Consider the following 20876-nt stretch of genomic DNA (forward strand, 5'->3'; position numbering starts at 1 on the left):
GATCAAACGGTCGTGACGACCTCGTCGTAGGCGAGGCGCGGCAGACGCGGGAACCAGGCGTCCTCGCCCGGCTTGCCGATGTTGACGACCATCAGCAGCTTGTGGTCGCCGTCCAGGAACTCCTTCTCGATGCCCGCGGCGTCGTAGCCGGTCATCGGGCCCGCGGCCAGGCCGGCGGCGCGGACGCCGATGATGAAGTAAGCGGCCTGCAGCGCACCGTTGAGGGCGGCGGACGACTCGCGGACCGGGCGCTCGGAGAAGAACGCGTCCTTGGCCTGCGGGAAGTGCGGCATCAGGGCCGGGAGCTCCTCGTGGAACTCGTTGTCGGCGACCAGGAGGGCGACCAGTGGGGCGGTCGAGGTCTTCGGTCGGTTGCCCTCGGCCATGTGCTCGACGAGGCGCGCACGGGCGTCGTCGGAGCGGACCAGGACGACGCGCAGCGGCGACTGGTTGAACGCTGTGGGGCCGTACTTGACCAGGTCGTAGATCGCCTGGACCTGCTCCTCGGTCACCGGTTCGTCGGTGAAGGTGTTGGCGGTGCGGGCCTCACGGAAGAGGAGGTCCTGGGCGGCGGGGTCAAGAACGAGGGACATCTTGCGTTTTACCTTCCGGGCGTACACGGGGAACAAGCAACGGCGGCCACGGTACGGGAGAGGTAGGTTAACTTTCAACTAAAACTGGAACGGAGTGATCTGTTCCACATGCTGGGCGGGAGCGGGGAGGCCAGGGGAGCTGGGGAAGCCGGGAAGCCAGGGGCCCCGGGGAGTCAGAAAGCCAGGTGAGCCGGGGAGTCAGAAAGCCAGGTGAGCCGGGGAGACAATAGCTTCTCAGCTGTTGTCGGCTGACTTGGCGCCGCCGTTCTCCTGGGGGGCGGCCGGCCCCGCGAGGGCCGCGTCCAGTCGTGCACGCGCGCCTTCCAGCCAGTGCCGGCACACCTTCGCCAGCTCCTCGCCCCGCTCCCACAGCGCGAGGGACTCCTCCAGCGTCGTACCGCCCGCCTCCAGGCGGCGCACCACCTCGATCAGCTCGTCACGAGCCTGCTCGTATCCGAGCGTGCCCGCGGAATCAGCTGTCGTAGTCCCGTCGTCCGTCATGCGTCCCACCCTACGTTCCGGCCCACCAGGGGCCTGAGACCTTGCCCGTCATCAGCTTCGAGGTGCCGCGGCCGCCCGTCCGCCCCCGCATTGAACCTCCGCTCGCTCACTCGCCCACCCGCACCGCGAACTCGCCCCCCGCAACCCGCGCCCGAAGTACATCGCCCGGCGCCCCCGCGTCCGCGGGAGCCCGCACCACATGGCCGTCCGCCCGCTGCAGCACCGCATACCCGCGCTCCAGCGTCGCCGCGGGCGACAACGCGATTACCCGCGCCCGGGTGTGGGCGAGCTCCGAGTCCGCCCGGTCCAGCAGATGCCCCAGCACCCGCCGCCCCCGCCCGATCAGCGCATCGATCTCCGACGCCCGCTCGTCCACCATCCGCTGGGGATGCTCCATGGCGGGCCGGCCCAGTGCATGAGCCAGCCCCCGCTCCTCCCGGTCCAGCACCCCCCGTACCGTCCGCAGCGCACGGTCCCGCAGCTGCTGCACCCGGTCCAGTTCCTCGCCCACATCGGGCACGACCTTCTTCGCCGCATCCGTCGGAGTGGAGGCACGCAGATCCGCGACCAGGTCGAGCAGCGGAGAGTCCGGCTCATGACCGATCGCCGACACCACCGGCGTACGGCACACGGCGACTGTACGGATCAGCTGCTCGTCCGAGAACGGCAGCAGATCCTCCACGCTGCCGCCGCCCCGCGCCACGACGATCACGTCGACGTCCGGGAGGTCGTCCAGCTCCTTCACGGCCTGGACGACCTGATTCACCGCGTGCACCCCCTGCACCGCCGTGTTGCGCACCTCGAACCGCACCGCGGGCCACCGCCGCCGAGCATTCTCCAGGACGTCGCGCTCGGCCGCCGAGGCCCGGCCACAGACCAGTCCGATCAGCTGCGGCAGGAACGGCAGCGGCTTCTTCCGGTCGAGCGCGAAGAGCCCCTCCGCGGCCAGCGACTTCTTCAGCTGCTCAAGGCGGACCAGCAGCTCACCGATGCCGACCGGCCGTATCTCCGTGGCCCGCAGGGACAGCTGGCCGCGCGGCGCGTACCACTCGGGCTTGGCGAGGACGACGACCCGCGCCCCCTCCGTCACGACAGCCGCGATCCGGTCGAAGACCTGGCGGAAGCACGTCACGCTCACCGAGATGTCCTGCGACGGGTCGCGCAGCGTCAGAAACACCACGCCCGCGCCCGGCCGCCGCGACAGCTGGGTGATCTGCCCCTCGACCCAGACAGCGCCGAGCCGGTCGATCCACCCCCCGATGAGCCGCGACACCTCACCGACAGGCAGCGGAGCTTCCGGGGACGTTTGGAGAGCCATGCGAGCGAGCGTATCCGCCCCCACCGACAATCAGCCGCCCACGACAGCCGCCACGCCTCGCCACCGGACGCATCAGTCTCACGACGACCCTGCCGATCTTCCGCGCGTTCGGCTCGGCCTTACGATGGGACGCATGACTGCTACGACACCCCGCCGCGTCCTGCTCGCCGCTCCCCGTGGCTACTGCGCGGGGGTGGACCGTGCCGTGATCGCCGTGGAGAAAGCCCTGGAGCAGTACGGCTCCCCGGTGTACGTGCGCCACGAGATCGTCCACAACAAGTACGTCGTACAGACCCTGGAGAAGAAGGGTGCGATCTTCGTCGAGGAGACGGCGGAGGTCCCCGAGGGCTCGATCGTGATGTTCTCCGCGCACGGTGTCGCACCGACGGTGCACGAGGAGGCGGCGGAGCGGAAGCTCGCCACGATCGACGCGACCTGCCCCCTGGTCACCAAGGTCCACAAGGAAGCCGTCCGCTTCGCACAGGACGACTTCGACATCCTTCTGATCGGCCACGAGGGCCACGAGGAGGTCATCGGCACCTCCGGCGAGGCCCCCGAGCACATCACGCTGGTCGACGGCCCCGAGGACGTTGCCGATGTCGAGGTGCGTGACCCGTCGAAGGTCGTCTGGCTCTCCCAGACCACGCTCTCCGTCGACGAGACGATGGAGACCGTCGGCGCGCTCAAGCAGAAGTTTCCGCTCCTGACCTCGCCGCCCAGCGACGACATCTGCTACGCCACGCAGAACCGCCAGATCGCCGTGAAGCAGATGGGCGCGGACGCCGACCTCGTGATCGTCGTCGGCTCCAAGAACTCCTCCAACTCGGTCCGCCTGGTCGAGGTCGCCCTCGACGCCGGTGCCAACGACGCCCATCTGGTCGACTTCGCCGACGAAATCGACGAGGCCTGGCTGGACGGCGTCTCCACGGTCGGTGTCACCTCGGGCGCATCCGTCCCCGAGGTCCTGGTCGACGGCGTTCTGGCATGGCTCTCGGAGCGCGGTTTCGAGGACGTGGAGATCGTGAAGGCGGCCGAGGAGTCCATCACGTTCTCGCTGCCCAAGGAGCTCCGCCGTGACCTGCGCGCCGAGGCCGCGGCACTTGCGGAGAAGTGACGGCTTCGCGTCGACGGCTTCCCGTTCCGGGAAGTGAGCCCGGCCGCCTGCACGTACCGTGGATTGCATGCAGATCTTCGGCGTGGACATCGGCGGATCCGGGATCAAGGGCGCCCCTGTGGACCTGGACCGCGGAGACCTGGCGCAGGAGCGCCACAAAGTACTGACACCGCACCCGGCCACGCCCAAGGACGTGGCCGATTGCGTGGCCGAGGTGGTCGGTCATTTCGACTGGTCGGGCCCAGTGGGCATCACCTTCCCGGGCGTCGTCACCGACGGCTGCACACGCACCGCGGCCAATGTCGACAAGGGCTGGATCGATACGGACGCCCGCGGACTGCTCGGCGACAGACTCGGCCTGCCCGTCACACTCCTGAACGACGCCGACGCGGCCGGCATCGCGGAGATGGCGTTCGGCGCGGGGCGCGGCCGCAAGGGGACGGTGATCGTACTGACGCTCGGTACGGGGATCGGCAGCGCCCTTTTCATCGACGGCAAGCTCGTCCCCAACACCGAGCTGGGCCACCTGGAGCTGAACGGCCACGACGCGGAGACGCACGCCTCCACCAAGGCCAAGGAGGACGAGGAGCTGAGCTGGCACCACTGGGCGCACCGGGTGCAGAAGTACCTGAGCCATGTGGAGATGCTGTTTTCTCCCGAGCTCTTCATCATCGGCGGCGGAGTCAGCCGCAAGGCTGACAAGTTCCTGCCGCTGATCGAGCATGTACGGGCCGAGATGGTGCCGGCGGAGCTGCAGAACAACGCGGGCATCGTGGGAGCGGCGATGGCGGCGGCGAACCCGGCGTAGGACCCACCAGGTGCCCCGCCCGCGCCTGCCCTGCGGCACCGGCCACGCTGAGGGCGACGAGGCCGCCCTTTGTCGGCCCTGGGTCAGCGCTGGGGGCGACGGGGCGGCTGCGCCGGCCGCGCGGCGAGCAGCATCCGACGCTGACGTTGCCTCTGCCGCATCAGCCGAACCTTCCGTACGGTCGTGATGAGCCCGGCGATGAGCGTCCCGCCGTACAGCCACCCGGCATGTACGGCGAGCGCGGTGACGAGCGCCATGGTCTGGCCGCCGAAGCCGCTGGTGCCGCCGGAGATCGGGATGACACCGACGGCGAACGCGATCGGCACGATGATCGGCGCGGTCACCAGGTCCGCAGGCCGTACCCACAGCGCGGTCAGCGCGCTGACCGGCAGGAACAGCAGCCCGAACACGGTCGCTGAACCGTCGAGGATCAGCTGGTCGAGGCACGCCAGTACGAACATGGAGGCGGCGGCGAAGAGTCCCGCGCCGATGCCGGTCAGCCGGGGATTCGGCAGCCTGCGCAGCGCGAGAACGGCGGGTGGCAACGGCCGGGACCGGCCCTCCGGCTTCGCGTCCATCACCTGATAGACGGCGGCGGCTTCGTCGATGGTGCCCTGCGGGGACAGCGGGGCCTGCTGAGACTGCCTGCGCTGCGGGGGACGTGTCCTGTGCTGCTCCACCGGGACAACGTAGGTTGCCGGGCGGGAGGAAACAGGTGCGGGACACGCGCTTTGGGCGACCTTGGGGGTGAGTTCGATGCCACACGGCCGAACGGGAGCCGAATCGACGCCCGACCGGACCCGTGGTTACCCGGTCGCCCCCGCCCGTAAACTGGAGAATCGGCCCGCCCGGGCCCGATGCATTTCCGCTCGTCCCACCGCCTCCTCATTCCTCCTCCTGACTCTTCTCCTCACTCTTCTCACTCTCCTCACTCCTTCTCACTCCTCAGGAAGTCGCCAACGTGTCGCTCACGATCGGAATCGTCGGCCTGCCGAATGTCGGCAAGTCGACCCTGTTCAACGCCCTGACCAAGAACGACGTGCTGGCGGCCAACTACCCGTTCGCCACGATCGAGCCGAACGTGGGCGTCGTCGGCGTCCCGGACGCCCGCCTGAACAAGCTGGCCGAGATCTTCGGCTCACAGCGTCTGCTCCCGGCCACCGTCGACTTCGTCGACATCGCCGGCATCGTCCGAGGTGCTTCGGAGGGTGAGGGCCTGGGCAACAAGTTCCTCGCGAACATCCGTGAGTCCGACGCGATCTGCCAGGTCATCCGCGCCTTCAAGGACGAGAACGTCGTCCACGTCGACGGCAAGGTCTCGCCCAAGGACGACATCGAGACGATCAACACCGAGCTGATCCTCGCCGACCTCCAGTCCATCGAGAAGGCCGTGCCGCGCCTCACGAAGGAGTCCCGCCTCCAGAAGGAGAAGGTCGCGGTCCTCGCCGCGGTCGAGGAGGCCCAGAAGATCCTCGAGTCCGGCCAGACCCTCTTCGCCGCGGGCATCACCGCAGGCACGGAGAAGGGCAAGCTCCTCCACGAGCTGCACCTCCTCACCACCAAGCCCTTCCTCTACGTCTTCAACGTGGACGAGGACGAGCTGGTCGACGAGGACTTCAAGGACGAGCAGCGCGCCCTGGTCGCCCCCGCCGAGGCGATCTTCCTCAACGCCAAGATCGAGTCCGAGCTGATCGAGCTCGACGACGACGAGGCCCTCGAGCTCCTCCAGTCCATGGGCCAGGACGAACCCGGCCTCGCCACCCTCGGCCGCGTCGGCTTCGACACCCTGGGCCTGCAGACCTACCTCACCGCAGGCCCGAAGGAAGCCCGAGCCTGGACGATCAAGAAGGGCGCCACGGCTCCCGAGGCGGCCGGTGTGATCCACACCGACTTCCAGAAGGGCTTCATCAAGGCGGAGATCGTCTCCTTCGAGGACCTGGTCGAAACGGGCTCGGTCGCCGAGGCCCGTGCCAAGGGCAAGGCCCGCATGGAGGGCAAGGACTATGTGATGCAGGACGGGGACGTGGTGGAGTTCCGCTTCAACGTCTGATTGGACGTGAATAACGGCCTGACCTGCGAGAAGGCAGGTCAGGCCGTTGTGCTGTCCGCAGGAGTCCGCAGAACCTGAAGCGGCTACGTGTCGTAGACCGTGGAGCGGTGTCCGACGTGTACGACCCACACCACTAGTTCCCCGTTGTCGATGGTGTAGAAGACGCGATAGTCGCCGACTCGTAGGCGGCGGCGCTCAGGCTGGGATACAAGTGCCGTGGTGTTGAAGCCGAAAGGGTCGCTCTCCAGCTCTGTCAGTTTGGCCAGGATGCGAAGCGCCATGTCGCGAGGGATCTTGCGAAGCTCGGCCTGGGCCTCGGGTCGGAACATCGTGCGGTAGTCACTCACTGCGTGCCAGCGTCTCCCTCATCACGTCCTCGATCGGGACGCCGACGGCCGGGCTCGCCATGCGTTCGTCGATGATGCGGTTGATCTCGCGCTCTTCCCACTCCTGGTACTTGTGCAGCACCTCGATCGAGACCACGGCGGCGACCTGCTTGCCGCGGCGGGTGATGACAGTGGGCGTGTCGTCGCGGTCGGCCCGTTCGACGACTTCGGCCAAGTGAGCGCGTACGTCGCGGATGGACTCTATGGGCAGCGGCTGAGTCATGCGCCAAGGGTACCGAGTGTGCCATGTGTACACAATCTGGGTTGCATGCACTCGTTGGGATGAGCTGCCGATTGGGTGGCTGATTCCGGGACGGAGATCCGCCACCTACGGCCCCGGCGATTTGCTGACCGCCTGGCCGCTGTGAGTGGCGGATGTCAGGTGAGGTACGGGAGTCGGTGAGGCCTCGATCGTTTACCGGCGTTGTTGTGCAGCGTTGGCGGTCCTGAGCCTCCTCGTGCCCAGGTCTCGGGACAGGAAAGACTCCCCCGCCGCGGTGAGCGGTGAAGGGGGAGCCTCGGAGGGCCGACCGTCTACCGGATCAGCTCCTGTCCTCGTCGTCCTCGTCCTGTGCGCGAGGTGCGGCGGGCCGGTGCGGGCTGTGCGAGGTGTCCCAGAAGTAGGGGGGCGCCATGTCGTCCTCGCTCGTCTCCTGCCGGTCTTGGTTCCGTTCGCCTGCGCCGCTCTCCGCGGACCCCGGCGTGAACGTGTCCGCGTCGGCATCCGGGTCCGCGGCCGCGTCGGTGAACGGCGCGCCCTCGGGGGCTTGGAAGCGCGGCGACCAGGGCCCGGTGGTGTCCCCCTCGCTCGGAGGCTCACCCTCCGGCCCCTCGTCGGGCGCCGGGAGAAGGGTCCGCCTGATCTCCTCGGCGGCATCGTCCAGCCCGGCCGCCTCCAGGCTCCGCACCACACGGTGCACGAACACCGTGTACTCATCCATGTCCGGCTTCAGGCCCACCGCCGCCAGCAGCAGGAGCAGCCGATCCGAAACCCCCACTTCCTCCTCGCGGTCGAACGTCCCTCCTCCTTGGGCGTGTCCGTCCCACAGCGGGCCTCCGACGGTTGCTTCGGTCCGCGCGTCCACGGGCGGGACGAGCAGGTGCCGGAAGATCTCGGGTACTTCCTCGTTCTTGGCCGCCGCCGAGATCTGGGCGAGCGGACCGATCATGTCGACTGCCTTCTCGATGTCGTCCTCGTGACGGGCCAGCCACCACACCACGGCGCTGCCCGTGCTCTTGAGCACGTCGTCACCGAGGTAGCCCCGCTTGTTGCGCTCGTGCTGACGCTCGTACTCCCAGAGCTCCTCGTCCTTGCGAAGGTCGTTCAATTTCCGCAGGCGCTCGCGGTCGGCGGGGGCGAGGGTCAGTGTCACATCGGCCGCCAGGGCCTTCACCCGTCCGCTCCGGTCCGGGAGCGGGGCGCCCAGCTCCCCTTCCAGGAGATACCGTGCGAAGCTCGCCCGGCCGGGCTCCTCGAGGCGGACGACCTGCAGGGCCCGGCTGACGACCGAGGAAACGGCGAGGGCTGGGGAGGCGCCGTCGGACCAGTCGGCGTGGTCGGGGACCGGCCTCCACCACACGGTGGCGGAGAAGAGGAAGTCGTAGCCGTCCGTTGAGCTCGGCAGCGCCGCGTCGACCACCCGAGTCTCCTGGTACGGCTGCTCCGTCGGCGCCGCGGGCGGCTCAGCTTCCTCGGGCTCGTACGGATCGACCGACGCGCGGCCACCGCTGAGGACCGTCATCACGAGCAGCAGGGAGCCCGAGGATGTGACCATGGACATGAAGCCCCACAGCCACGCCGACCAGTGCAGGAGGTTTCCGAGCACAGCCGGTGCGAGGCCGCAGAGCGCGACGAACAGCAGGCTGGGAAAGCGGTGTTTCATCGTGCCTCTTCCGTGGTCCGTGGTCCGGCGTCCGCACGCTTCGTACTCTCCGTACGGACGTACTGCGCGTTGTCGATGTGCTGCCAGAAGAGGGCGGCGACGGCCGCCCGGGACGGGTGGTGCCTGGGCCCCGCCCAGTCGCAGGCGATGGCGTAGAGGCGGTGCAGAGCGGCCGTGCGGCCGTGTGTCGCCCCGACCATCACGCCCAGCGCCATCTCCCGCGTACTGTCGCCCGCGGCGGCGTTCAGCCAACTGCTCACCAGCAGGTTCCAGCGCTCCGTCGGCGGATGGGAGAAAACCGTCTCCCAGCCCAGGAACAGGTCCGGCCACGGCGGCGGCTCCGGTGCCCGGTCGCTCCTCAACAGTTCAGCGAGCAGCTGGAGATGGAGCTCTGCCCCGCGCGGCTCCCGACGCGTCCGGTCCCGCAGGCGGTCGATCAGTAGCCGGTAGGGCCGACGGCCGCGGCCGGCGAGGTCGAGAAGTACTTCCCGGGCCTCGCGTGCCGCCTCCCCCTTCCGTACGGCGAGGTAATGGAGCCGCACCATCGCCTGATCCGGGTGCGTCGCGCCGAGGCTCTGGAGGCAGGCAGCGGTCAGGACGCGAACGAGACCGTCCGACAAGGGGTCGGACCTCGCGCACTCGTACATCCGTCTGCGGAACCATCCCCCGAACCTCTCGTGGCTGAGACCGAGTTGGAGGGCCGCCACGGCTCGTGGGTCGCAGGACGCCCCGGTCGCGTGGTCCGCCCAGCGGACCACAAGGTCGAAGAGGTGGTCGGGCCGCCCGACGGCCAGGGACCGCTCGCCGAAGCGGACGACGACGTTCACCCGGTCGTCGGTGGTCAGACCGCGGAGCCCGGCGGCATGGCCGATCCAATTCCTGAGGTCGTCGCGCGTTCCGGGGAAGTTTGCCCAGAAGTACGTCCGTACCGCGTCGGCGTAGGCCAGCCGCCCGAAGTGGAGCCGGCCTTCCAGGTCCCGCTCGATCCCGAGCGTCGCCAATCGCTCCCCGAAATCCGTCCGTGCGAGCTCGGTTGTCGTCTCTTCCTCGTGCCTCACCGTCCTCATCAAGCCGTGCCACGCCTCGTAGACGGTGTCGGCGCAGGCCTCCTCGAACACTGCCGCCGCGAGCAGCAGGGCCCGCTCGGGCGCGGTGCGGACCGTGGCCACCTGCCGGCCCACCTCACCGGCACGGTCGGTCACCGCGTGCATCGCCTGGTCGAGCCATCCCGCGAAGTCGACGCCGAACCGGCCGCTGTCGCGAGCAGACCTCACCAGCCCCGCGAGCCGCGCCAGTTCCCGCATGGGGGAGCGTTCGCACAGGCGCTGGAGGTCGTAGCTCCCCAGGTCCGTGGAGTGGAAGGCCATCCGGTCCATACGGAGGTACCGGGTGACGACGGCGATCCCCCGAGGGCGCCCCAGCGCCACCGTGTGCGGTTCGAGCTCCGGCGCGTGGGCGTGCTCCATGCCCGACGGCAGGACGACCACCATGTGGGCCCCCGCCTCCTGGACCTGTGACCGGCGCACGACCAGGAGGCGCTGGGCCTTGGCATACGCCTCCTCGTCGGCGATCCCGGAGAGGTCGAGGAGGAAGCGGTCCCCCTCGCCGGGGGCGAGAGTGGCCTCGTCCTTGTCCGTGGCGGGTAGCTCCTCGAACCGGTCCTCCTCCTGCTCCTCTTCAGCGCCTGCGTCCTCACCGAGCTCGTGCAGCAGCATGATCGCTGCGGCGCGCCGGCCGCTGCCGGGCGCAGCCTCCAGCAGCACCACCGATCCGGGCTTCTCCAGGCAGTCGGCGGCGATGCGATAGCCCACCGGCCGAACGAACCGGTCGGCCAGGCGCACCCGGTCCTCTCGGACGATCCGGAGGGACTCGACCCCTTTGCGGATCATCCAATCCGCGCCGCCGTAGAAGACGTACTGGGGCCCTACACCATTGTTCACCGGGCCACGCGGATCGTTGACGGTGACGCGGTCCTGCTCGGTCATCGTCCGTCGTCCGAGCGCCGACGCTCGCGCTCGAAGCGTTGGTGGACCGTACCGCTGTTGTCGCCCGCGGTGAACTGGACCCCGGTGTTGTCGCCCTCGAAGTGGGGAGCGTTGTACTGGTGCCCCCCACCGGTGTTCACGGGCCCCTGCGATTCGTTGACGAAGGTGCCGGACAGATCTCCGTTGAGGTTTCCGATGCCGCGCACGCGCTGTTCGACGTCGCGCGTCCGCATCCTGGTGTGCCTGGCATCCTTGGCCGACTTCTTGCGGGACTTCGCCTCCGCCCGCTCCCGCGCCGCACGGGCGTCGCGGTCCACCGCACCCAGCTCGGGCAGGAGCCGGGCGAGGGTGTCGCCGAGCGCCGTCAGGTCCGATTCGGCGTTGCGGTGGTCGAACCGCCTGTACTGGCAGTCCGCCAGCTCCAGCAGATCATCCGGAAGGACGGAGCGGTCGATCCTCGTGGCCTTTCCGACGAGCACGGGGATCACCAGGACCCCGCGGTCGAGCGCGGTCTGGATCTCGCGACGGGTCCAGTCCTGCTCGGCTTCGAGGGCGGGGCGGCCGTCGGCCCCCCGCACCTCCGCCCAGCGCGGGCCGATCACGGCGAGGAGAGCCTCGCACTCCTCCACCGCCCTGACCAGTTCCACTGGGAAACGGCGTCCGGGCTCGATCGAGTTGCTAGCGAAGAAGATCCGCTCGTCGCCGAACCGACGCGCGAGTTCCCGAGCGATCATGGCCGCTGCGGACTCCTCGTCGCCTGTGCGGTAGTTGACGAAGACATCGGGCATGAAGGTTCCCTTCGTGAAAGGAGACGGGGTGAACGGGCACGGGGCTGTGGACCGGGGCTCCGGTACGCCCGGGCCATGAGGTCCCGACTGTGTGGACGGCATGGCGCATCCACGGGAGGGCGTGCGGATGGAGGGGCGCCGCCTGGTGCGTCACTGGTCGCGGGCAGCCCGAAGAAGCCGGGGGCGCGATGCGACGCGTCGAGCGGTGATCAGAGGGTTCCGCCGGGGATCGTGGGATCCGGAGGGCCGGAGGGCCGGAGGGCAGGAGGGACCGGGTAGTCCGGCGAGCCGGGCGGCTCGAGTCTGTGTCGGTCTTGGAGGGGCTGTCAGTCGTGCGCGGGGGCGAGCACGCGTGCCAGCGCGGGCTGCAGATCACGTACGGCGCGGCTGCTCCGGAACCGGGAGAGTTCCCGTGCGAGACGCCGGACGTCGCTGTTCACCGTCGCCGAGGGCACGGCCGGCATCACTTCCAGGAGATCCCCGGCGATCGCGCACGCGTGCTCGACCTCCCCGGAGGCGGCATGGGCCAAGGACCGGCGAAAGCCGTACCGGGCGCGGGTACGCAGCGCGTGCGGCGGGAGGCGGCGGTACTCCCGGTCGAGTACCTCGGCGGCGGCCTTGGGACGGCCGAGGTCGTGCAGGCACCAGCCGGTCGACATCGCCGCCGGATCGCTCACATGGGAGGTGCCGATCACGGGCTCTGCGCCATTGCGGGCGCCGTCGCTGGCAAGCAGTTCCCGCGCCCTGTCGAGGCTGCGGAGGCAGTCGACTTCGTTGCCGACGAGCGCGTGCCCCTGGGCCTCCCGCTGGGCCGCGAGTCCCCGGATGCGCGGCGGGAGTTCGCTGCTCTGGGCGCGGCGGGCCAGGGCGACGGTGCCAGCGGCGTCCCCGCCGTACATTGTGACCAGGGCGCGTCGCACCAGTGCGTAGGAACCGAGGTACGGGTCACCCCCGGCGCGCGCCAGTTCGGCAGCCTCGCCCGTCCAGCCGAGTGCCGCGTCGCTGTCCCCGGCCTCCTGGGCCATCCAGCCAGTGAACTCCGCGAACCGCGAGGCGAGCAGGAGCGCAGGGGCCCGAGAAACGGACCGGGCGTCGGCGGCCAGCCCGGCGATCATGTGAGTCTGCGTCTCCAGCAGGGGCAACAGGACCTTGGGTGCGGTGGACTGACCGAGCTTCCGCAGCTGGTCGAACTGCATGCGGAAGGAGGGCAGGAGGGGGTCGTCGGCGGAGGACAGCGCCTGACTGCCGAGTTTCAGGCCGAGGTCGATCAGCGCTCCCGTACCCGCTGAGAGGACCGCCCGGCGCCCGACGAGCCAGCGGCTCGGACCGGCGGGGGATTCGGCGGTGCCCGAGTCCGAGTCCATCTCGGGTCGGGTGACCAGGCGCTGCAGCTCGCCGTCCGCGCCGAGGAAGGCGTCGCACCGCCGGGCTAGTTCGGGGGACGCGGAACGCTCCCCGCGCTCGACCTTGCTTATGTGGCCCTTGTCGTAGTTGAGCGCCATGGAGAACTCAGTCAGAGTCAGCCCCGCTTCTACTCGTAAACGGCGAAGTTCCGGGCCAAAACGTAAAGTCGTGCTCATCATCAACCTCCCCTTGAACAGTGACCGCGAGAGCCGTCCGCCCTCACGGGAGCCGTCATCCGACGATCAGCGGCCGACGCGAATCCCGACGACGAACACCTGCTGTGACGGCGTCGTTTCGGTCCGCATCCGAAAGTGAGTCTGGCACGACGCGCGCCTGGAGAATGGGGGTTCGGCGGTGTTGCCCGTTGCCTCTTTCGTTCTCTGTTGTGTTTCCCATCCGTTTCTTGGAGCGACCGGCGTCGACCGCGATCAGTACATAGCGATCGAGAATGACAGGATCACGGGCGAGGTCCAGTCGTTCACGAAGTCGCAGCGCTCGTCGATCCAGGTGGGGGCGACGATGATGCCGGCGGGAGCTTCGGAGGCTTCCAGCAGGGGCCAGGTGCGGGACTCTTCGACCAGGTGCTCCCAGGGCTCAGTCCAGTCGAGTTCCCAGTCCAGGCCGGTGCCGGAGACGCCGTACGTGCGGCCGGCGTCCACCTGCCAGAACTGGGAGTGGAGGATCACTTGGGTGTGGTCGGCCAGGTCGTTGATGGATGAGGGAGACCTTGTTCGCCCCGCCATCCATGGTGGGCCACCGCAACTGGATGGCGTCGTCCTCCCAGAAGCAGACAGGGTAGCGGTCGCTCACCTGCGCAGTCTCGTTGCAGGCCCTGAGGGCGCGCCATGGAATTCTCTGCCGCGGCGCCCCCGGCCAGTCCGCAGCCAGTCCGCAGGACACCCGTAAACGGCCATCGGGAGCCAACGCATGCCAACCGGGAAATCCCAGGTCGGAGCCCTGGAGGGGGCTCCGTCGCAGGTCAGGATCAGCCCGCAGGCATTCCGCTTCAACGTGTGACGGGCTGACGCCATGATCGGCTGAGGTGCTTATCAGGCAGCAAAACCCCAGGTCAGGGGCCAGATCTTCGGGTCTGGCCCCTTCCTGTTTTCTCCGGCTGGATCAGCCTGTTTCCTGGCCCTGTGCTGACTTGGTGCTGACCCTCGGGGAGCGGGAAGAAGTAGGGGATCGCCGAGGTGCGCTTGCAGCCCGTCCGCGTCGTCGTGCTGGGGCGGTGATCCGGCATGGCCGAGCCACAGCACGGTGTCGCGATCACCCGCATCCGCGAGTACCGGGACACCCTGCTTCTGGCAAGGCTGAACGCCGACGCATGACTGTCGCTGCACTGCGCATCGAACGTGGCACCTCACGGCGAGGACCTCGCGACCTTCGTGGTCGCGAGGTTTCTGCTTGGTCACTCGTCCGTCAGGCTTCGACCGGGACCAGCGCTTCAGCACTGGGTCGGCTCCCATTGCGCAGGTATGCGCTACTGAGCGCAGGCAGGATCACCAGGATGGCGAGGACCGCCATCGTGATGCCCAGCACGACCGGCGCGCGGAGCCCGTGTGACGGAATCAGAGCCGACCCGATCGCCGAGCTGAGGATGATGCCGAGGGTGATGAAGGACGCGTGAATAGTGTTGACCAGCGGCGAAGTGCTGCCCGCGCGCTGCACCCTCACGGCCATCGCCGGGTTCATCGTCACCCCGACCAGGCCGATGCCGAGCATGGCGACAAGGGCCAGCGGCGGGACGTCGGCGAAAAGCGCGAACCCCGCCAGGAAGACCGCGTTGAGTGCGGTGCCGACCAGAAGCGTGGAGATGGTCCGCCGGTCGGCCAGACGGGCGACGACCATGTTGCCGATGAGCGTCGCTGCCCCGTAGGCGAGCAGGAGCAGCGGGACGAGGCTCTCTGAGAACCCGGTGATCTCGGTGAGGATCGGTGTGAAGAAGCTGAACGCCGAGAACGTGGCCCCGATGATCAGGGTGCTGGAGGCGAGGGCCAGTACGAACTGAGGACGGCGCAGCACGGCGAGCTCTTCCCGCATCGAGACCTGTGCCTCTTCCTGCACGCCCGAAGCAGCCGGGATCTGCACGAACTTGACGGTCAGAGCGGCGGCGAGGACGGTGATGGCGGAGATGGCCCAGAACGCAGCGCGCCATCCGAACTGGCCACCGACGAAGGTCGCGATCGGCAGACCGAGCAGGGTGCCAAGCATCAACCCGTTCATCGCCACCCCGCTCGCGCGGCCCCTCATGCTCTCGTCCACGAGCCTGGCGCTCATCGAGATGCCGATGCCGAAGAACGCTTGGGAGGCGACGCCGCTGATCACCCGGGCGACCACCATGACCAGGTATGAGGTCGACAACGCGGCGATGACGTTGCCGACGAGAAAGATCCCGAAGATCGCCAACAACGCGGTCTTCGGCGGTACATGCAGCAGGAGCACCGTCAGGGCCGGCCCGCCGACCGTCATCGCCACGGCGAAGACCGTGACAAGATAGCCGATCTGCTCGATTCCGACGCCGAGCCCTGCGGCCAGCTGGGGCATCAGTCCAGCGACGGCGAACTCGCTAGTGGTCATCGCGAAGATGCCTGCGGCGATGACGTAGACGGCTAGGGGTACTGCCCGGGTCGGGGCCATGGTGATTGGTGAAGGCATGACGCTTCCTTCTGTAATTTAGAATCCAAAATAATGGCGCAAGAAAGCGCCCTGGTCTGGAGCTCAGGCGCTGGTCAGCCCAGGAGTGCGTTCAGTCCCGCCAGCGCGATCCGCCGGAGCTTCTCGGGCTCCATGCCGGACTGGGCAGTGACACGCAGTCCCGAGATGATGGTGATGACGAGCATGGCCCCCTCTTCGGGGGTGATCCCGTCGGCGATGGAGCCGTCGATCCGGCCCGCGCGGATGGTTCCTGCCAGAAGGGCGGTCCGAGCGCGCAGATCGCGGTCGAGGATGCTGGCGATACGATCGTCCCGCTCGCGCAGGTCCGGGCTCATGAAGCTCTGGACGACCATGCAGCCGGCCGCGTGGCCGTGCTTCGCGGAAGTCTCTTCCTCGCCGATCGCGACGTCGACCAGTGCGCGCAGCCGGTCCGCGCCGCTGAGTGCGTCGTCCTCGAGGATGCTCGTCTGGCGCTCGCGAATCGCCTCGACGTAGCGCTCCAGGGCGCGCACGAACAGTTCATCCTTCGAGGTGAACGCGTTGTACAGGCTGCTGCGCCGAACGCCCGCTGCCTCGCAGAGCTGCTCGGTGGAGGTATCGGCAAACCCGTGCACACGGAACTCGCCGGCGGCGGCATCGAGCACCGCGGTCTCATCGAACATGCGTGGTCGTCCCATGGCGGCCACGCTATCACTTTATGTATTCGGTAGTACAAAATTGGCTCTCTGTCCGGCCGCGTGGAGCGCGGAAGAGGTTCCCTCCCGCTGTCCAGAGCGGCAGGGGATCCATCAGGTCACGAGGTGAAGTAAGGTTCAATCTACGTAAGAATCTATCTACGTTAATTATCCTCAGGGGTGCGTCGTGGAGTTTCAAGGTCGGGCCGGAGATCTTGAACTGCTGGCTGAGCAGTACCGGACAGTGGCAGAGGCGGTTGGAGCCACTCGGGGGCGGGCTGTGATCATGACGGGCCGGCGCCGAGTAGGGAAGTCGCGACTGGTCCAGGAGTTCTGCGACCGCTCGGGAGCGCCGTACGTGGTGTTTCAGGCCACCCGTGGGCGCAACCCTGTGACGGAGCGCGCCGACTTTGCCGCGACGCTCGCGCAGTCGCTACTGCCTGGGGCGGAGCTGGTCGCCGGCCTCCAGGCGCAGGACTGGAACCAGGCCCTGCGCTCGCTGGCGCTCGCGGTACCCGATGACTCGCCCAGCATCGCGGTGATCGACGAGGTGCCCTGGCTGGTCGAGCAGGATCAGGAATTCGAGGGCGCACTTCAGACTGTCTGGGACCGTCACTTGTCCTCCAAGCCCGTGCTTCTGCTGCTGGTTGGCAGCGATACATCGGTGATGGAGGCACTGCAGTCGTACGGACGCCCGTTCTTCGGTCGGGCAGCGAAAATGACCGTCCGCCCCCTGAACCTGGCCGACGTACAGGCCATGACCGAACTTGACGCCGCAGGGGCCGTCGACGCCCAGTTGATCACTGGCGGATTCCCCGAGATCGTGCAGTCGTGGCGGCCGGGAATGGGGCGTACAGCGTTCTTGCAGGCGTCGGTCGCCAATCCTCTCTCGCCCCTGCTGGTGGCCGGCGAGCTGTCCCTGCTGGGCGAATTCCCCGAGGCTTCACACTCACGGGCCGTACTGGAAGCGGTTGGCAGCGGTGAGCGCACGTTCAGCGCAATCGCAGCCCAGGCCGGCGGCGCCAGCGCTCTGCCGTCCGGCACGCTCTCCCCGCTGCTGGCCATGCTGCAGGCCAAGCGAGTCCTGGCTGCTGATCTCCCTCTGTCAGTCAAGCCGGACAGCAAGAACAAGCGCTACCGGATCGCCGACCCGTATCTGCGGTTCTGGCTGGCGTTCCTGGCACGCGCGATCCCACTCATCGAGCGAGGCCGCGGTGACTTGGCACTGGAACGCATCGAGCGGTCATGGACCAGTTGGCGCGGGCGAGCGGTCGAGCCACTGATCCGCGAGTCCTTGCTGCGTCTGATGCCCAATGATGAGTGGCCCGAGACCGAGGCCATCGGCGGTTGGTGGAACCGTCAGAACAACCCCGAGATCGGCCTCATCGGTGCAGACCGCGAGCCGGTGGCCCGGCAGGTGTCCTTCGTCGGGTCGGTCAAGTGGCTGGAGACCCAGCCCTTCGGCCGTCATGAGTACGACGCCTTGGTGCGCGACATGCTCGCCGTCCCCGGTACCGCCCCGGATACTCCACTGGTCGCGGTCTCTCGCTGCGGGGTGACCGATGATCTGCCGCTCACCGCGCACTGGGGGCCGGAGGACCTCGTACGGGCGTGGCAGCCCCGATAGCCGCGAAGTCCGGGTCCTCCACCCGCGCCCACTGCCGGGACCAACTCGCCAGCCCCGCCGGCCGGGTCAGATGTGGCGCGGCCTTCCGTAACGCGCCGGTGTTCCCGAGCGCCTCCTCCGCGCGTTCCACGAAATCGCGGTCCGGCATTCGCCGGCCCTGCTCGATCGAGGCGACCGTGTGCTTGGAGAAGCGCACCAGGCCGCCGAACTCCTCGCGGCTGAAGCCCGCGTGCTCCCGTAAAGCCTGGACGAACGCGCCGAACGTGCGCAGACTGTCCGACACCCCCGGCTCGGCGCCGGCTCCCGCGCCCGTTCCTCCCGCCGCCGTTCCCGCAGCGCCGTCGTCCGTGTTCTCGTAGGCCACAGTTCGGCCACCTTTCGCACGCACCCGCCCCGCCGTACCGCTTCTGACTCGGTTCCATCGTCACGCAGGGTGACGCGCACTGTCCACTGATTGTGTGCGTACGCTGACGCAGCGTACGCGCGGCGAGGTTGGTGCATCCTGGCTGTCGCCCCATGCGCGGGGCGCCCGACCGCCTGCTCCGGCCCCCCGCCCGTCGAGGAGGCGGCAGCTGTACTTCTGTTCAGGCGTAAGCGCGCGGTGGCTCACCTTGACGGGGCTGCCAGGCTTTGCGGGGGCCCGGACGCCGGGCCCGGAACTCGGGTCCCGAGTCTTGGGGTTCGAGCATCGCACACCGTCCTGTCACTCGTTCGGGGCCCGGGAAAGGTGTGCGGGCCGACGCTTGAGCTTCGGGACCCAAGGGCCGGGATCCGAGGTCCGGGGTCCGAGCGGTGTTGTTCATCCGGAAGGTAGGTAGGGGGTTTTGAGGAAACCTCCCCTCCCTCCCCACCCGTCACGACCAGCAAGTATGACTAATTATGAGTGAGTTGCAGCAGAGAGTCGCGGCTGCTTACGGTCCCCTCAACGAAACGACCCCGACGCGGTGTTCACAGCACCGGCCGGGGTCTCACCCAAGATCGACAACCAAGAAAGACGATCTCGTGGCTAGTCAGCACCCTAACTCCACGCTGCCCGCCCCCGCAGCCTCACGCCCGTACCGCAAGGCCCGCACCGGCTACGGCAAGCAGTCCATCCCCGGCCAAGGCCAACCCGGCGTGGACGACTTCGCCTTCCTGCCGGAGCGTGAGCGGTATGTCGCCCGGTATGTCGACCACCTGCCCGACGGCGCCGCCATGGACATCAAGTCGCTGGCCAAAGACCTGCCCCTGTACGGCCAGATGGCCATCGGTACCGCTCTGCGCGCACTCGCCGTGGCTGGGCACCTGCGCCGCGTGCGCTGCCGGGTGGAGGGGAACGGTCAGTGCCGGTGGGTGACGCTCACCTACTGGTCACGCGCCGCCCACGACAACGAGTGGTGGGCCGCCCGGCTCGCGGGTGGAGCTGCCGCGCCGGAGCAGGCATCCGTACCCGCCGCCGAGCCGGGGCCCGAACCGTTTGTACCCCGGCAGCGCACCGCGGAGTCGCCCCCGGACCGGCCGCTGGAGGCAGGCACCATGGTGCTCCCCGGCCCGAACCCGCCGGAACCACCGGCGCCGGAATACGTGCCGGTCGCAGCCGCCCCTTCGGCCGCTGCGGCACCTTCCCCCGCCTACCTCGCCCTGGCCGAACTCGGGCGCCGCGAACCCCGCCTGGCGCTCTCCGCCGCCGACTGCGCCGCCCTGGAGCCACTTGCCGCCGCCTGGTTCGCCCGAGGTGTCAGCGCCGACTACCTGACATCGGCGCTCACCGCCGGGCTTCCCGAGCGGATCGGATCACCCATCGGCCTGGTGCGCCGCCGCCTCACCGACAAGATGCCGCCCCAACTGCCCTCGGCACCGGCATCAAGCCAGTCCGGCACTGCCGCGCGCAGTCTCCTGGTCGAGTGCGCCGCATGCGGTCGTCCCGGTCCGGCCGAGGCACTTCCGGACGGCCTCTGCAAGCCCTGCCGGAACGTGCACCAGAAACCGGAATCGCCCGAGCCGGAGGCCCCGGAGCAGGTCGAACGCGATGTCGCGGCCCTCGTCGCCGACCTCCGCAACCTGATGCGCAGCCCCTGAACTGTCAGTCCTTCGGGTGTACGCAATCCGGTCTTGCGGCCCGCCCAGCAATCCGGGACGTCGAACTTCACTTCCGGCTGCTGCCCTGGCCGGCCTGCGGCCGGTCCCCGCTCGTGAGTCGGCTCCGGTCGTCACCGCGCACGCGGAAACCAGCAGGTCCGTCACGGAACACCCGCAGCCCACCGGGCTGTCCGCCTACAGATGTCGCACGTCGAGCCGCACGCGGCCGACTCGGGGCGCCCCCGCCGCATTCACTGCAGCGCGCGCCCGGCCTCGTACAGCGCCGCCCGCCCGAAGGGCTCAGCTGGTGACGCGCGAGTAGGTGAGGAACATTGCGCCGCTTTTGAGGACGGTGTGGTCGGTGAGGGTCCAGGTGCGCGGGTCGAAGGCGGCCTTGCGGGAGAACAGAGGGATCCCGTTGCCGATGGTCAGCGGGCCGACCTTGAGGATCAGCATGTCGATCTCGGTGTACAGGGAACCCGCCAGCTCGGCGCCGCCGAGCAGCCAGATGTCCTTGCCGTCCTGCTGCTTGAGCCCTCGCACGGTCGCCACCGGGTCATCGGCGACCAGTTCGACGGCCGGGTCCGGGCTCTCGGTCAGGGTCCGGGAAAATACCAGGTGCCGCAGGTGGGGGTAGGCGTCGGCGATCCCGGCCGCAAGACCGACCTCGTAGCTGCGCCGCCCCTCGAGCACAGTGTCGAAGTGCGTGCCCCCCGCCGTGACGGACAGTGCCTGCCGGGCCTGGACGGGCAGCGTCTCCGGGTAATCGGCCACGAGGTGCTGGATGTAGTCCTCCGGTATGGGCCAGAAGCCGTTCGGTCCGGTGGGGTCCGCGCCGTCCGGGCCCGCGATGAAGCCATCGAGAGTGGTGGCGATGAAGTGGACGAGTCTGCGCACGTCAAATCCCTTCCGTCAGTTCGCTACTGCGGTGCGTCCCGGGCCCGTCGGATGGCGTGCCGCGGTTGCGAAGCCGCCGAGTGATCATCGCACCGGAGCAACTACGCGAGCACCGTGCCGTCAAATCTCATG

19 protein-coding genes and 2 pseudogenes are annotated in these 20876 nt (G+C 68.7%); 5 read left to right on the plus strand and 16 right to left on the minus strand.

All coding sequences use genetic code 11. From position 1 onward, the window contains the following. Positions 1–2 precede the first annotated feature (2 nt). The 3 genes from ABT115_RS07815 to xseA all read right to left on the minus strand — a co-directional run bounded on the left by ABT115_RS07815 (position 3) and on the right by xseA (position 2412). The gene (locus ABT115_RS07815) at positions 3–593 is read right to left on the minus strand and encodes a malonic semialdehyde reductase (protein ID WP_351785204.1); all 591 of its coding nucleotides are present in this window, start codon (positions 591–593) and stop codon (positions 3–5) included. Positions 594–827: 234 nt separating this feature from the next. Then, positions 828–1094, minus strand: coding sequence for an exodeoxyribonuclease VII small subunit (locus ABT115_RS07820; protein WP_351785207.1), 267 nt, complete (start codon positions 1092–1094; stop codon positions 828–830). A 106-nt stretch (positions 1095–1200) separates the two neighbouring features. Beyond that, complete coding sequence (gene xseA / locus ABT115_RS07825) at positions 1201–2412, minus strand: exodeoxyribonuclease VII large subunit (protein ID WP_351785210.1); 1212 nt, start codon at positions 2410–2412, stop codon at positions 1201–1203. 124 nt (positions 2413–2536) lie between these two features. On the opposite strand from xseA, the gene ABT115_RS07830 reads away from it, so the two are divergent. After that, positions 2537–3526, plus strand: a complete 990-nt coding sequence (locus ABT115_RS07830; RefSeq protein ID WP_502969043.1) for a 4-hydroxy-3-methylbut-2-enyl diphosphate reductase — start codon at positions 2537–2539, stop codon at positions 3524–3526. A gap of 67 nt (positions 3527–3593) precedes the next feature. After that, positions 3594–4334: a polyphosphate--glucose phosphotransferase gene (gene ppgK, locus ABT115_RS07835; RefSeq protein WP_351785215.1), complete on the plus strand. Its 741-nt coding sequence runs from the start codon at positions 3594–3596 to the stop codon at positions 4332–4334. Between the two features lie 83 nt (positions 4335–4417). Here the strand turns inward: ppgK and ABT115_RS07840 are convergent, their stop codons facing one another. After that, positions 4418–5014 carry a DUF6542 domain-containing protein gene (locus ABT115_RS07840; protein ID WP_502969044.1) on the minus strand — a complete coding sequence of 199 codons (597 nt, stop codon included), beginning with the start codon at positions 5012–5014 and terminating at the stop codon, positions 4418–4420. A 281-nt stretch (positions 5015–5295) separates the two neighbouring features. Here ABT115_RS07840 and ychF point away from each other — a divergent pair, with 281 nt between their 5' ends. Beyond that, complete coding sequence (ychF, locus tag ABT115_RS07845) at positions 5296–6384, plus strand: redox-regulated ATPase YchF (RefSeq protein ID WP_351785217.1); 1089 nt, start codon at positions 5296–5298, stop codon at positions 6382–6384. An 83-nt stretch (positions 6385–6467) separates the two neighbouring features. Here the strand turns inward: ychF and ABT115_RS07850 are convergent, their stop codons facing one another. The 10 genes and pseudogenes from ABT115_RS07850 to ABT115_RS07895 form a co-directional block, all read right to left on the minus strand. Then, a complete protein-coding gene (locus ABT115_RS07850) occupies positions 6468–6731 on the minus strand; it encodes a type II toxin-antitoxin system RelE family toxin (RefSeq protein ID WP_351785219.1) in 264 nt (87 codons plus the stop codon). Further along, on the minus strand, positions 6724–6993 hold the full coding sequence (locus ABT115_RS07855; RefSeq protein WP_351785222.1) for a type II toxin-antitoxin system Phd/YefM family antitoxin: 270 nt from the start codon (positions 6991–6993) through the stop codon (positions 6724–6726). The genes ABT115_RS07850 and ABT115_RS07855 overlap by 8 nt, the downstream gene beginning before the upstream one ends. 319 nt (positions 6994–7312) lie before the next feature. Continuing rightward, positions 7313–8653 carry a hypothetical protein gene (locus ABT115_RS07860; protein ID WP_351785225.1) on the minus strand — a complete coding sequence of 447 codons (1341 nt, stop codon included), beginning with the start codon at positions 8651–8653 and terminating at the stop codon, positions 7313–7315. Continuing rightward, entirely contained in the window at positions 8650–10638 is a 1989-nt protein-coding gene (locus tag ABT115_RS07865) for a hypothetical protein (protein WP_351785228.1), read from the minus strand. Before ABT115_RS07865 ends, ABT115_RS07860 begins: the two co-directional genes overlap by 4 nt. After that, a complete protein-coding gene (locus ABT115_RS07870; RefSeq protein ID WP_351785231.1) occupies positions 10635–11426 on the minus strand; it encodes a toll/interleukin-1 receptor domain-containing protein in 792 nt (263 codons plus the stop codon). Before ABT115_RS07870 ends, ABT115_RS07865 begins: the two co-directional genes overlap by 4 nt. Before the next feature lie 326 nt (positions 11427–11752). After that, the gene (locus ABT115_RS07875; protein WP_502969045.1) at positions 11753–13009 is read right to left on the minus strand and encodes a helix-turn-helix domain-containing protein; all 1257 of its coding nucleotides are present in this window, start codon (positions 13007–13009) and stop codon (positions 11753–11755) included. 249 nt (positions 13010–13258) lie between these two features. Continuing rightward, positions 13259–13573 carry a hypothetical protein gene (locus ABT115_RS07880; RefSeq protein ID WP_351785297.1) on the minus strand — a complete coding sequence of 105 codons (315 nt, stop codon included), beginning with the start codon at positions 13571–13573 and terminating at the stop codon, positions 13259–13261. A gap of 10 nt (positions 13574–13583) precedes the next feature. Continuing rightward, positions 13584–13730, minus strand: a pseudogene (locus ABT115_RS07885) (hypothetical protein); the annotation flags it as partial. Positions 13731–14252: 522 nt separating this feature from the next. Next, positions 14253–15488, minus strand: a complete 1236-nt coding sequence (locus tag ABT115_RS07890; RefSeq protein ID WP_351785235.1) for an MFS transporter — start codon at positions 15486–15488, stop codon at positions 14253–14255. Positions 15489–15562: 74 nt separating this feature from the next. Continuing rightward, on the minus strand, positions 15563–16165 hold the full coding sequence (locus tag ABT115_RS07895) for a TetR/AcrR family transcriptional regulator (RefSeq protein WP_351785295.1): 603 nt from the start codon (positions 16163–16165) through the stop codon (positions 15563–15565). 184 nt (positions 16166–16349) lie between these two features. Here ABT115_RS07895 and ABT115_RS07900 point away from each other — a divergent pair, with 184 nt between their 5' ends. Continuing rightward, entirely contained in the window at positions 16350–17789 is a 1440-nt protein-coding gene (locus ABT115_RS07900) for an ATP-binding protein (protein WP_351785238.1), read from the plus strand. 16 nt (positions 17790–17805) lie between these two features. Here ABT115_RS07900 and ABT115_RS07905 read toward each other — a convergent pair. After that, a pseudogene (locus tag ABT115_RS07905) lies at positions 17806–18153 on the minus strand (helix-turn-helix domain-containing protein); the annotation flags it as partial. 638 nt (positions 18154–18791) lie between these two features. Here ABT115_RS07905 and ABT115_RS07910 point away from each other — a divergent pair. Beyond that, positions 18792–19847 (plus strand): MarR family transcriptional regulator, encoded by a 1056-nt coding sequence (locus ABT115_RS07910; RefSeq protein ID WP_351785241.1) that lies wholly within the window; start codon positions 18792–18794, stop codon positions 19845–19847. Positions 19848–20147: 300 nt separating this feature from the next. Here the strand turns inward: ABT115_RS07910 and ABT115_RS07915 are convergent, their stop codons facing one another. Next, positions 20148–20744, minus strand: a complete 597-nt coding sequence (locus ABT115_RS07915) for a dihydrofolate reductase family protein (RefSeq protein ID WP_351785244.1) — start codon at positions 20742–20744, stop codon at positions 20148–20150. Positions 20745–20876: the final 132 nt, after the last annotated feature.

The organism is Streptomyces sp. NPDC001832 (assembly GCF_040297265.1).
Lineage (GTDB): Bacteria > Actinomycetota > Actinomycetes > Streptomycetales > Streptomycetaceae > Streptomyces.